This window comes from Moorena sp. SIO4G3 (assembly GCF_010692305.1).
In the GTDB taxonomy this organism is placed as follows: Bacteria; Cyanobacteriota; Cyanobacteriia; order Cyanobacteriales; family Coleofasciculaceae; genus Moorena; species Moorena producens_A.
This window is the reverse complement of the sequence record NZ_JAAHIG010000269.1, coordinates 1-12,581: the sequence shown is the minus strand read 5'-3', so window position 1 is coordinate 12,581 and position 12,581 is coordinate 1. Positions and strand designations below refer to the sequence as shown.

13 protein-coding genes and 2 pseudogenes are annotated in these 12,581 nt (G+C 45.3%); 9 read left to right on the top strand and 6 right to left on the bottom strand.

Going from position 1 to position 12,581, the window contains the following annotated elements; translation table 11 throughout:
* Positions 1-125: 125 nt before the first annotated feature.
* From F6J99_RS32245 to F6J99_RS45785, 6 genes and pseudogenes are all read left to right on the top strand, one after another.
* Complete coding sequence (locus F6J99_RS32245; protein WP_365974677.1) at positions 126-956, top strand: reverse transcriptase domain-containing protein; 831 nt, start codon at positions 126-128, stop codon at positions 954-956.
* 81 nt (positions 957-1,037) lie between these two features.
* Positions 1,038-1,661 carry a group II intron maturase-specific domain-containing protein gene (locus F6J99_RS32240; RefSeq protein WP_365974679.1) on the top strand — a complete coding sequence of 208 codons (624 nt, stop codon included), beginning with the start codon at positions 1,038-1,040 and terminating at the stop codon, positions 1,659-1,661.
* 77 nt (positions 1,662-1,738) lie between these two features.
* A pseudogene (locus tag F6J99_RS32235) lies at positions 1,739-2,026 on the top strand (transposase); the annotation flags it as partial.
* Positions 2,027-2,106: 80 nt separating this feature from the next.
* On the top strand, positions 2,107-2,244 hold the full coding sequence (locus tag F6J99_RS32230) for a hypothetical protein (RefSeq protein WP_293119124.1): 138 nt from the start codon (positions 2,107-2,109) through the stop codon (positions 2,242-2,244).
* A gap of 315 nt (positions 2,245-2,559) precedes the next feature.
* The gene (locus tag F6J99_RS32225) at positions 2,560-4,062 is read left to right on the top strand and encodes a reverse transcriptase domain-containing protein (protein WP_293119122.1); all 1,503 of its coding nucleotides are present in this window, start codon (positions 2,560-2,562) and stop codon (positions 4,060-4,062) included.
* A 211-nt stretch (positions 4,063-4,273) separates the two neighbouring features.
* A pseudogene (locus F6J99_RS45785) lies at positions 4,274-4,363 on the top strand (hypothetical protein); the annotation flags it as partial.
* A 20-nt stretch (positions 4,364-4,383) separates the two neighbouring features.
* Here F6J99_RS45785 and F6J99_RS32220 read toward each other — a convergent pair.
* Positions 4,384-4,533, bottom strand: a complete 150-nt coding sequence (locus F6J99_RS32220) for a hypothetical protein (RefSeq protein WP_293119120.1) — start codon at positions 4,531-4,533, stop codon at positions 4,384-4,386.
* Between the two features lie 8 nt (positions 4,534-4,541).
* Here F6J99_RS32220 and cruG point away from each other — a divergent pair, with 8 nt between their 5' ends.
* Positions 4,542-5,738, top strand: coding sequence for a 2'-O-glycosyltransferase CruG (gene cruG / locus F6J99_RS32215; RefSeq protein WP_293119118.1), 1,197 nt, complete (start codon positions 4,542-4,544; stop codon positions 5,736-5,738).
* Between the two features lie 87 nt (positions 5,739-5,825).
* On the opposite strand, the gene F6J99_RS32210 is transcribed toward cruG, so the two are convergent.
* Both F6J99_RS32210 and F6J99_RS32205 read right to left on the bottom strand, forming a co-directional pair.
* Positions 5,826-6,014, bottom strand: a complete 189-nt coding sequence (locus F6J99_RS32210) for a hypothetical protein (protein ID WP_293119116.1) — start codon at positions 6,012-6,014, stop codon at positions 5,826-5,828.
* A 232-nt stretch (positions 6,015-6,246) separates the two neighbouring features.
* A complete protein-coding gene (locus F6J99_RS32205) occupies positions 6,247-6,405 on the bottom strand; it encodes a hypothetical protein (RefSeq protein ID WP_293119114.1) in 159 nt (52 codons plus the stop codon).
* A 76-nt stretch (positions 6,406-6,481) separates the two neighbouring features.
* Between F6J99_RS32205 and purL the strand changes: the two genes are divergently transcribed.
* Positions 6,482-9,088 (top strand): phosphoribosylformylglycinamidine synthase subunit PurL, encoded by a 2,607-nt coding sequence (gene purL / locus F6J99_RS32200; RefSeq protein WP_293119112.1) that lies wholly within the window; start codon positions 6,482-6,484, stop codon positions 9,086-9,088.
* 225 nt (positions 9,089-9,313) lie between these two features.
* The gene (locus F6J99_RS32195) at positions 9,314-9,682 is read left to right on the top strand and encodes a hypothetical protein (protein ID WP_293119110.1); all 369 of its coding nucleotides are present in this window, start codon (positions 9,314-9,316) and stop codon (positions 9,680-9,682) included.
* Between the two features lie 441 nt (positions 9,683-10,123).
* Here the strand turns inward: F6J99_RS32195 and F6J99_RS32190 are convergent, their stop codons facing one another.
* From F6J99_RS32190 to hppD, 3 genes are all read right to left on the bottom strand, one after another.
* Positions 10,124-10,663: an EF-hand domain-containing protein gene (locus tag F6J99_RS32190; protein WP_293119108.1), complete on the bottom strand. Its 540-nt coding sequence runs from the start codon at positions 10,661-10,663 to the stop codon at positions 10,124-10,126.
* Between the two features lie 339 nt (positions 10,664-11,002).
* On the bottom strand, positions 11,003-11,128 hold the full coding sequence (locus F6J99_RS32185; RefSeq protein WP_293119106.1) for a hypothetical protein: 126 nt from the start codon (positions 11,126-11,128) through the stop codon (positions 11,003-11,005).
* 144 nt (positions 11,129-11,272) lie between these two features.
* Entirely contained in the window at positions 11,273-12,400 is a 1,128-nt protein-coding gene (hppD, locus tag F6J99_RS32180) for a 4-hydroxyphenylpyruvate dioxygenase (protein ID WP_293119104.1), read from the bottom strand.
* Positions 12,401-12,581 lie beyond the last annotated feature (181 nt).

The window sequence follows — 12,581 nt, the reverse complement described above, 5'->3', positions numbered from 1 at the left end:
AGACAATGAACAAACACAGGAGCAGGTCGAAAGACTAGGATATCTAGGAGCTGGGTGAGGTGAAAGCCTCACGCCCAGTTCTGAAGGAGAGGTGCTCCCCTTAATAGGGGACATCGACTCTAACAGTGTACAAAGCGGTTCGAGATGGTGACTTGAAGAAGGCGCGGTCTCTACAAAAACTGATTCTGAAATCCCGGTCTGCGCAGCTTTTGGCCGTCCGTCAAGTTTCACAATTAAATAAAGGGAAAAAGACGGCTGGAGTTGATGGCCTGTCAAGCCTCAACTACAGACAACGAATAGAACTGGTAGAAACATTGAACGATTATGCCTCTGACTGGAAGCATAACCGACTACGTGAAATCCCTATCCCTAAAAAGAACGGGAAAGTAAGGATGTTGAAAATACCAACTATCGCTGACAGAGCCTGGCAATGTCTAATAAAATTCGCCCTCGAACCAGCTCACGAAGCTACGTTCAGTGCCGACAGCTATGGGTTTAGGACAGGCAGATGTGCCCAAGACGCGCAAAAACGCCTGTTTCTCCACCTAGGCTCAAACAAAAACGGCATCATAAAAAGGGTCATTGAATTAGATATCAAAAAGTGCTTTGACCGTATTTCACATACCTCCATAATGGAAAGAGTGATTGCCCCGGCAGCTATAAAAATGGGAATATTCCGCTGTTTAAAAGCCGGAGTAAACCCTGAGTTTCCAGAGCAAGGCACTCCCCAGGGGGGTGTAGTGAGCCCCCTACTAGCCAACATCGCACTTGACGGAATAGAGGATATACACCCCAGCCTGCGGTACGCAGACGATATGGTGATAATCTTGAAACCAAAAGATAACGCCACGAAGATACTAGACTCTATCAAAGCATTCCTGGCAATGGGTGGGATGGAAATCAGTGAAGAAAAGACCAAGCTAACTAAAACGACAGACGGATTTGACTTCCTATGAAGTTACCGTAAGAATAAAGAAGCCTTTACAGGCGACAGACTATGCAAAAAAGGGTTAAAAATTATTAATTAAGGCTTCTTTATTCTAAGGTTTCGTCTCCTGGGGTGGAGATTCCGCGTCCAGAAAAACGGAAAGTTTCGGTCAATTCCCTCAGAGGAAAACCACCGTAACATACGGAAGAAGATTAAAACCGTAATCAACAACTCGAATTATGGCGCTGAAGTAAAAGCCAAAAAGTTAGCCCCTATTGTACGCGGGTGGAGAAACTACCACAGCAGTTGCGATATGAGCAGCTCACGGGACTCTCTATGGTTCATAAGAAAAACCGCCAACAGAAAATTCCGAAAGGAAAAGAAAGTGAATCGGTACAAAGCAAATGAACTATGTAAAAAGGCATTCCCGAAGGTAGGATACAAACAAAACCAACATGCCAACGTAAAGGGGACTAAGTCACCTTACGACGGCGACCTAGTCTATTGGAGTAATCGAAATTCCCGATTATACTCTGATGCTACCTCTAAAGCCTTGAAAAAGCAACGCCAATCCTGTGGACACTGTGGGTTGAAGTTCTTAGAAGACGAATCTGTACATCTTCATCATATTGATGGAAACCACGACAATTGGAAACCATTGAACTTATTAGCAGTTCACCAAAGCTGCCACCAACAGATACATTGGAGCACTCCGAAAGGAGAGGATATCTAGGAGCCGTGTGAGGCGAAAGCTTCACGCACGGTTCTGAAGGAGAGGTGCTCCCCGTAATAGGGGACATCGACTCTAACAAATCAGTCCTGGATGCTGGTTGGGGTCAATTCCTATCAATTTTGTCAACCAAAGCCGAGAATGCTGGGTTGGTAACGATAGCAGTAAATCCCAGAAATACTAGCCAGAACTGCTCAAATTGCGGCAAAAAAGTACCGAAAAAACTCAAAGACCGCACCCATTCCTGCCCTCATTGTGGTTATGTTGCGGACAGGGACGTTAATGCGGCTAAAAACATCTTACATTTGGCGGTGGGGCATCCCGTCAGCAAGTGCGGCTCGTTCCAACTAAGAGCCTCTAGAGAATAGAGGGGTATGAGTTGGGGGATTCGCGAGGTACAACCTCAAAAATTCTAACTGTCTAACGGATGGTGGTGAAAGTCCACCCATTGAGGAGACAAGTGACTCCCTATCTGGCCACACCGAGATGGACGGCAATCCTTCAGAGTGAAGCTGGCACCAGGGCGCAATCAGTTGAAAATAAGCAGGTAACAACACTGGCGCTAATGGGGAGACGACACGGGTAAACAAATCCTAAAAAAGTGTCTTACGGGAGAGCCACAACCTGGAATAAACATGTGGACTTCATCCTCATATTCTCACAGTATTTTTTTCTGGATAACTGTAATCTCCGAGAAGAGGATAGGCAAAATGGATTACCCTAAATCGTCAAAATAATCTGTTAGACGGAACGAGTAAAAACGACAGCATTATGGGTCTGGGAAAAGGTCGAAATCCCGGTAAGTTATGCCAAACCTAATCCCCACTGTCGGGTAAGATGTGCTCAAAACTGGGCACGGGTATTCAGAATATACAAACCCTAGAAGAGCATAGTTAGACACATGTCCAAAAGATATAGTGAACTTTGGAAAGGGCAAAAGTGGAAACAACTCCGCCGTAACCTTTTCCGCCTACAAAGGCGAGTATACAAAGCGGTTCAAGCTGGTGACCTGAGGAAAGTCCGGTCTCTGCAAAAACTGATTCTAAAATCCCGGTCGGCACAACTTTTGGCCATCCGTCAAGTGACTCAATTAAATCAGGGTAAGAAAACAGCCGGTATCGATGGCAAGACAGCCCTCAAATACCGAGAGCGGTTTGAACTTTTAGAGGAATTGAACCACTATGCTACTGTCTGGAAACATAGCGGACTCCGCGAAATTCCCATCCCAAAAAAGAATGGGAAAACTAGAATCCTCAAAGTACCCACAATCGCCGATAGAGCATGGCAATGTCTGGCCAAATTTGCTCTTGAACCAGCACACGAAGCTACCTTTCACGCTCGGAGTTACGGGTTTAGGACTGGACGCAGTGCCCACGATGCCCAAAAATACGTGTTCGACAATCTGAACTCAGTCAAGAAAGGCATCGAAAAAAGAGTAATCGAATTAGACATTAAGAAGTGTTTTGACCGCATCTCCCATAAAGCCATCATGGAAAGGTTAATTGCACCATCAGGCTTAAAATACGGAATATTCCGCTGTCTCAAAGCTGGAGTAAACCCCGAATTCCCTGAGCAAGGAACCCCACAAGGAGGAGTAGTCAGTCCACTTCTCGCCAACATAGCACTTAACGGAATAGAGGCAATACACCCCTCCGTAAGATATGCGGATGACATGGTGATATTCCTAAAACCAAAAGACAACGCCGAGAAGGTGCTAAATAAAATCAAAGCCTTCTTAGCCGAACGAGACATGGAAATCAGTGAAGAAAAGACCAAGATAACCAAAACGACAGACGGATTCAACTTCCTGGGCTGGTTTTTCCGAGTCCAATATGACGGAAGATTCAAGAGCTACCCCTCAAAGGAAAACCTCAAAAACTTCCTGAAGAAGGTAAAATCCGTGGCCAACAGCTCGAACTATGGAGCAGAAGTCAAAGCCCAAAAACTAGCACCAATCGTACGCGGCTGGAGAAAATACCATCGATACTGCTGCATGGAAGATTCTCCCAATAACCTATGGTTCACCAATAAAGCTACTGAACGAAAATTCAGAAAGCAAAAATCAACAAACAAACACGAATCAAAAAGGTTAGTAAAGAAAGCCTTTCCTTCAGTATCATGGAAAGAAAACGGACATAAGATGGTAAGAGGAACTAAATCCCCTTATGACGGAGATTTAGTCTACTGGAGCCAACGAAACAGCAAGTTATACGATAATGCTACTTCCAAAGCTTTGACCAAGCAAAACCATTCCTGCGGATATTGCGAATTAAAATTCATTGATGAGGAAAGAGTCCACCTCCACCACATCGATGGAAATCATGACAACTGGAAGAAAGACAACCTCATGGCTGTCCACCAAAGCTGTCATCAATATATCCACGGGAGCAAGTCAAAAGACTAGGATACCTAGGAGCCGTATGAGGGGAAACCTTCACGTACGGATTTGGAGCGGAGGTGCCCTGGGTAATACCAGGCATCGACCGTAATTAAAGCTTACCGAGCAACCGTTCGCGTAGCGTCGGGCAAAGCCCGATAGCGATAGCTGGTGTTGGTAAGAAGCCCGCGCTGTCCCATTAGGGCAGCGTCGGGAGTATGTCACTGTAGCTACCTTAATTTGGAGCTTTAAACCAGTAACTATATCGAGTAACAGCCTAGACTTACCTCTAGCTATCTATTTGAGTAACTTGGCTTTTGCTACGATTATGAGCCTTGCTAGTGGGATTTACACTCCTGTATATCTCGGTTTAGTGTTGGGCATATTACCAGCATTACTGCTGTACAAATCGGCAAAGTCTGCTCCAGAAGCATCGTAAATAGACGCTACTGCTGATTTAACAACCGTTACCGTACCTGTTTGATCTGTAAGAAACAAAAGCTAGCGTGAACGTAACCGCTGTGGCAGCTATTGCCATCATCCTGCTCCTTTCTCAGGGTATAGCCACTCTAATTCTTTTGGCTCGTCTGTTCAAAGGCGCTACCCGCCGTCAACCTCTGGTAAAGCAAGAACCAACCCCAGATTTACTGGGTAAGGTAAGTATCGTGGTACCAACACTCAATGAAGTCGAGCGCATTGCACCTTGCTTGGAAGGCTTAACTCGTCAAAGTTATCCAGTAAGAGAAATCATCGTCGTCGATAGTAATTCTGAGGATGGTACACCGGAATTGGTCAAGAAGGCTGGCTTTTTCGATCCCCGTTTTCGACTCACTAACGATCCTCCGCTTCCTCCTGGTTGGGTCGGTCGTCCTTGGGCATTACACAATGGTTTCTTAGAAAGCTCAGAGCATAGTGAGTGGATTTTGGGGATTGATGCTGATACCAGACCCCAACCGGGTTTAGTGGAAACTATGGTTAAGGCAGCGGAGGAGGAAGGCTATCAGCTGCTGTCTTTGTCCCCTCAATTTATCCTCCAAGAGCCGGGGGAGTGGTGGTTACAACCAGCGCTGCTGATGACTTTGCTATATCGATGTGAATCGGCTGGAGTACGCCAACCTAGACCAGAAACAGTGATGGCAAATGGGCAATGCTTCCTAGTTCGTCGCTCGGTTTTAGCTGAGTTGGGAGGATATCAAGGTGCAGCTAGCTCTTTCTGTGATGATGTTACCCTAGCGCGTCAGGCAGCTAGAGCTGGTTTCTCAGTTGGTTTCCTCGATGGGTCTAAGTTAATTCAGGTACGGATGTACGAAGGGTTTAGGCAGACTTGGGCAGAATGGGGACGCTCCCTGGATTTAAAAGATGCTACCTCGTGGACTCAACTAGGACAAGACCTTTGGTTGCTCTTATCTGTTCAAGGTCTTCCTATACCACTTTCTGTGCTGTTACTCGCCTGTTTAGCTGGGGGATATAGTTCTATTCCTTTACTAGCAGCGACAGGTTTAAATTTGTTCTTGGTGTTGATCAGGTTAGCTCTGCTCTGGGCAATTTATCCTTGCTACCAGCGTCTAGAACACTTTTCCCCTGCTGCTTTGTTATTCTGGTTATCTCCTCTGGCCGATCCGTTGGCTGTAATTCGCATTTTCCTTTCTGCTGGCCAACAACCAACTCAGTGGCGAGGACGAGTTTATCCGGCTAGTAGTTGAAATTACCTGAGGGGGAAACCACCCTAATTGCTTCCCCCATTCCCCCCAGTGCGTGCAAGGCCATAAGTGGATAACCTCGATAACAACTTAATAGGTCTGTCCGATCTGATACCCTTCTAAGTAAACTGGACTGTCGCTAGCTTCGGCTTGTCTTTCGAGACCGGCTAGGAGTCCTTGATTGAATAAAACGTATTCGATTGTGTTTGGGCTATAGGAATTGTATTGATAAACTAGGGTGGATACAGAGTAGGCTATATGATCAAAATTTCTAGACATAATGGATTTGCCTCCAATGGATAGATTAATTGATAGATTGATAAAGCTGCGGTTTTAGGGGTGTAATGGTTGTAAGTTGCAGCTATGTTTAAAGAGTAATACGGGAAATATATCCGGGACATTACCCACGTGGGTGATTTTATTGTGGCTAAGGAATTGGTAAGGTATAGCAGAAGTCAGCGCTCAGCAGTCAGAAGTCTGAAGTCAGCAGTCAGCAGTCAGCAGTCAGCGGTCAGCGGTCAGCCGTTGGCCAATAGCCACTCAAGTAGCTTGTGCGTAGCGCTAATGGCTGATAGCTGATAGCTGATAGCTGACCGCGTAGCGTGCGCGTAGCGCTAATCGCTGATACGCGATGTTCCTTTGGAACCGCTTCGCGAACGCAAAAATCCAAAGGAGTCGAACAAGTCTAGCTATTGATAGCAATAACTCTATAAAATAATCTCTGTGCCGTTTGCGCCCAGAGTTATATGCCGACTAATTCCTCGACCTCCTTTTCTCCAGAAGAGATTGCTGCTGAAGGGTTAACCCCTTCTGAATATGAAGAAATTGTCCAGCGCCTAGGGCGTCATCCCAATAAAGCTGAACTGGGAATGTTCGGTGTGATGTGGTCGGAACATTGCTGCTACAAGAACTCCCGTCCTCTACTGAAGCAATTTCCCACAGAAGGCAAACGTATTCTAGTCGGTCCTGGAGAAAATGCTGGTGTTGTAGACTTGGGTGATGGGCTACAACTAGCATTTAAAATCGAATCCCACAATCACCCCTCAGCGGTAGAACCGTTTCAAGGAGCTGCTACCGGAGTAGGGGGGATTCTACGGGATATTTTTACCATGGGAGCTCGCCCCATTGCGGTCTTGAACTCTCTGCGCTTTGGGACTTTGGATAATGCCAACACTAGACGATTGTTTAATGGGGTAGTAGCAGGAATCAGTCACTATGGCAATTGCGTTGGTGTCCCTACAGTAGGGGGAGAAGTTTACTTTGACCGGGCATACACTGGTAATCCCTTGGTCAATGTGATGGCTCTGGGACTGATGGAAACTCCGGAAATTGTTACCTCTGGAGCCTCTGGGGTTGGAAATCCTGTGCTCTATGTCGGGTCCACTACCGGTAGAGATGGCATGGGAGGGGCAAGTTTTGCTAGTGCGGAACTGACAGATCAATCCCTAGATGACCGGCCAGCGGTTCAAGTGGGGGACCCGTTTCTAGAAAAGTCTCTAATTGAAGCGTGTCTTGAAGCATTTCAAACCGGTGCGGTAGTAGCTGCTCAAGATATGGGAGCGGCTGGGATAACCTGTTCTACCTCAGAAATGGCAGCTAAAGGGGGTTTGGGTATTGAGTTCGATTTAGACCTGGTGCCAGCGCGAGAAACCGGTATGGTGCCTTATGAATACCTGCTGTCGGAATCCCAAGAACGAATGCTGTTTGTTGCCCACAAGGGTCGAGAACAGGAACTGATAGATATTTTCCACCGTTGGGGACTCCATGCTGTGGTAGCAGGTAAGGTAATCGAAGAACCTTTGGTCAGGATTTTGTTCCAAGGAGAGGTAGCAGCAGAAATCCCAGCTACTGCTCTAGCCGATAATACTCCAATTTATCAGCGGGAGCTATTGACAGAACCACCAGACTATGCTTTACAGGCTTGGGAATGGCATGGGGATTCCCTCCCTCCCTGTAATGTTACAGGTATTGAGATTAACGGTAAGCATCACACTTGGAATGACATCCTAGGTCAACTCCTAGATACTCCAACTATTGCGTCGAAACGCTGGGTTTATCGCCAGTACGACCACCAAGTCCAGAACAATACCTTAATTTTGCCAGGAAATGCTGATGCTGCGGTGATTCGGTTACGCCCACAAGGGTTGAATGTTGAAAGGTTGAATGTTGAACAAGGGTTGAATGTTGAAAGGTTGAATGTTGTTCGCGAAGCGTGGCCGAAAGGCCAAGGTTTAACTGAAACCAACCTACCCTACGGGAACGCCAAAGGCGAACAACCTACTAACCTTAAACCTGCTAACCTTCAACCTACTAACCTTCAACCTTCAACCAACCTTAAACCTGCTAACCTTCAACCTACTAACCTTAGACCTGTAACCTCTAATGCTGGTGTGGCGGCAACGGTGGATTGTAATTCCCGTTATGTTTATCTTGACCCCTATGAAGGGGCAAAGGCTGTGGTCGCAGAAGCAGCACGGAATCTCAGCTGTGTGGGTGCAGAACCTTTGGCAGTGACGGATAATCTGAATTTTGGTTCTCCAGAAAAGCCTGTGGGTTACTGGCAACTGGCCTCTGCTTGTGCAGGAATAGCAGAGGCTTGCCGGGAAATGAGCACTCCTGTTACTGGGGGTAATGTTTCCTTGTATAACGAAACTATTGATAGTGACGGGAATCCTCAGTCGATTTACCCGACGCCAGTGGTAGGGATGGTGGGATTAATTGCTGATATTACTAAAACCTGTGGTCAAGGTTGGCAAGGTGAAGGGGATTTAATCTATTTATTAGGATTGGGGACTAAATACTGGGAAAATAGTCAATCCCAAATTAAATCCCAAACTAAATCCCAAATTACATTAGGTGCTTCGGAGTATCTGGCAACGATTCATGGCATGGTTGCGGGTAAGCCACCAGTAGTGGATTTTGATTTAGAGCGTCGTATCCAAACCGTAACGCGAGAGGGTATCGGTCAAGGTTGGGTAAATTCTGCTCATGACTGTGCTGAAGGGGGATTAGTCGTTGCTTTGGCTGAATCCTGCATCCCAGGTAAGTTGGGGGCAGACATTACTCTAGGCTATAGCTCCGAGTCCTTAGACCTGCGCTGGGATCAGGTGCTATTTGGTGAAGGGGGGAGTCGGATTCTGGTTTCTGTGAGTCCTCAACAGCAAACAAGTTGGGAATCTTATCTACAGCAACAGTTAGGGGATGAGGGATATTGGCAACAACTGGGTGTTGTTCAAGGGGAAAATGCTGGTTTACGAGTACTGGCGGGAAATGGTCAGTCTGTGATTGAGGTGACTGTTCAGGAGATGTGTGATTGTTGGGAAAATGGGATTGAAAGGCGTTTGAGGGTTTAGAAGGGAATAGGCAATCGGGAATCGGGAATCGGGAATCGGGAATCGGGAACAGGGAAACAATCTTGTGTACCTTATTATTATGAGAACCGGTTTAGCGATGTTTCTTTGGAACCGCTTTGCGAACGCGATCGCAACGTTTTTTAAACACGTTCAACAGGAATTGGCTGGATAGTTATTGGCCCAGAAGGGCTTTGATTCAGCATTCCTAAATGAATTGAGAGAATTTTGATCAAAAGTTCCCTATTCCCTACTCCCTGTTCCCTGTTCCCTGTTCCCTGTTCCCTTTGCTATAAGATAGTCAGACGTTTTGAGGAAGAAAGTACAATGCCCTATGTTACCAGTATAGAGCGCCTTGCTCGTCAAGAGGGGATGGAAGAAGGCATTCTCCAAACTAGTCGAGAGACTCTTTTGGAAGTTCTTGAGGTACGATTTGAGGATGTGCCAAGGGAGTTGATTGAGACAATTAACCAAATTGACTCGGTCTCTGTGTTGAAAACCTTGCTTAGACAAGGAATTACTATTGCTTCTGTTGAAGAGTTTCAGGGTTGTCTTGACCAATTGCTATCTGTTGAAGAGAACAGGAAGCTTCATTAGTGGTGTAAGCATTCAGCTGTATGCTGAATGCTAGGGAGTCTTTATTTAGTATAATTATATCAACTAATTTTTTGGTTCTATTGGCCTAAATTATTATCCCCGATTCCCGATTCCCGATTCCCGATTCCCTTAATTTTATGGACAATGATATCGTTTTGTTTCTAGCTACTGTTGGTCTACTGATCCTGTATCTGGTATTTTCTGCCCTAACTGAGATGGGTACCAAGTTTCCTTGGAATAAATAATAGTTGATGGGTTTTCCCAAGTGGTATAGTAAATAATTTGGGTATCCCTTGTGGTGTAAGAAGTTTAGGACTAACGAAATGGCAAGAGGTCTACCCAGTTTTATTGAGTTCTACCTCTATTGGACAATAAAATTCGGGATTGTCTGAACGTCCAATTATATCCATGGAAAATAGCTGAGATTAATACCGTAAAAATTTAATAGGAACCCCAAAAGTAATTTCCCGGAGATTTTGGGTTATCACTGCGGAAAAATTCATCCATCAAGGTGAAAAGCTCTTCCTGAGAGATATGTCCATCACTATTCAAATCGAGGTGGCTAAAATTTTCCCTTGCCCAACTAGCATCAACACCATAGGCACTGACCAAATCTACATACTCTTGCTGACTAATTTCTCCATTGTCATCCTCATCAAGTAAAGCAAAAAAGACATCACATTGCAAATGAATAAGGGGTTCATAGGCATCTGAGTGAATCAGATTGTCGTAATACTTAAACCATTCCTCAAGGGTGATTTCTGCATCCCTGTTTTGATCAGCCAAACTCAAGTTGTTCCACATGGACACCAAGATAGAACGCAGATAAGCATATTGCCAAGAATTAGGTTTTAGCCCTCGTGAACTAGCCAGTTTATTCAAAATCAGATGAAAATCCTCTTGGTTGAGAGTTCCACCTGAATCAGCATCGATATTGTTGAATAATGTTGTTAATTTTTTTTGTTGTAATTCGGTTAACATTTTCTAGTAACCTTGGATTAAAATTTATGGTTTTTCAGTTTAATATGAGTAGCTTATGAGTCTAAAAAAAATCCTTAAAAACGACTTATTTGACTGGTGTTTAACCTATAAATTGAAGGACTGAGCGCGCCCGGAGTTTTGACTCAGACGACACCTTGCTACTCTTACTTCCCATGATTTTATGGTCTAGAAAAGTAAGGTTTCTCACTACACAGAGAATTCTACCGGATACTTGACATTGGTTACAAGTTAAAAGGTAAGGCATTTTGTCAATACCTCCAAGTAGAGAAATTAACCTTGAGCATTATTAACCTAAGCATACAGCGGTTTGCCATTCAGTTAGGTACAAAGTTCTGAGGTGCGACCCGTGGCGAATTTAATTCTTAATGCGGAAAGCGCACCTAAGGTTTTTAGGGAACAGGGAACAGGGAACAGGGAACAGGGAACAGGGAACAGGAAAAACAATCCTGTGTACCTGAGGTGCGACCCGTGGCGAATTTAATTCTTAATGGGTCAAGGGCACCTGATAGTTATGCAAACCGCCGTAAGTTGGTAGCTAATAGCTGATCGCTGTTCGCTTAGCGTGCGCGTAGCGCATTAGCTGATAGCTTACGTTGATAAACTTCCTCGCTTGTTCTGTTCCCGCTCGATGGCTTCAAACAAAGCACGAAAATTCCCTTCTCCAAATCCCTTGGCCTGACAGCGGCGCTCAATGATTTCAAAAAAGAACGTAGGCTTCCCAAAAATGGGCTTGGTGAAGGTTTGAAGTAACAAAGCTTGGGGAAACTGTTGCTGCCAATCTACTAAAATTTCTCTGGTAGCAATTTCTTCCCATTCTGCTGTTGGTAAAGGTAAATTAGAGCCCCCTGGTCTTTGCCGCAACTGGCTGTAGTAGCTGGAAGGCACTTCAATAAACGGCAAACCTCGACCACGGAGTTGCGCGATCGCTTCTACTATATTGCTAGTTCTAAGAGCAATATGCTGGATTCCTGGTCCACCATTGAAATCTATAAATTCCTGAATCTGGGAATTAGCAGAAGTTGGTTCATTGATCGGCAATTGGACTTGACCAGTGGGATCAACCATGACCTGAGAGTATAAACCAGACTGTTGTGTCTTAATAGAAAATATTTGTTGTGGGCAAAATCCCAGCACGTGTTGATACCAATTTACTGCCCGCTCTAACTCACCAGCCGCTACATTAAGTACCACATGATCAATGGTGGTGAACATAGTCTGAGGATTGTTATTGACCTGGTTTGCCTCTCTACTAAGGGAGGGTACCTTACCATCAGCAGTTTTCGTGATCCAGTTCAACTGAGCCGGGAAAAAGGATTCCTCACAGATGCCATCCCGCTCCACGAGGGTATGAACCAGAGAACCCCAGGAGGGGATTTTACTCCACTTGAGCCGTCCGTGTCTTTGACATTGCTCGTGAGGTGGTTGTATCACTTGGTTTCCCTGAGCGGACGCATTCTCAATCACCGCTTCCAGGTCTTCTACTAGAAAAGCGATGTCAGCCACCCCAGGAGGATGTACACGCAAAAACTCAGCAATAGGACTTGCTGATGTCAGAGCTGAAGAGATAACAAACGTGATGGAGCCACTTTTTACAACTTCTGTGTAGGTATGGTAACTACTGCCACTGGCAACCCGTTGAAAGCCAAGAGTGTGGACTAACCAATTAGAAAAAACTGTAGCATCTCTAACATAGAAGTGAACATGATCAATTTTCATGATTGAAATCCAGTTAAAGAGCTTGTACTGTTTTTAATGTTGCTATTTTTAGAAAATTATACCAATTTGCCGTCAAATCTATCGCATTTTCCAGGGAGTAGGGAGTAGGGAGTAGGGAGTAGGGAGTAGGGAGTAGGGTGTAGGGTGTAGGGTGTAGGGTGTAGGGTGTAGGGTGTAGGGA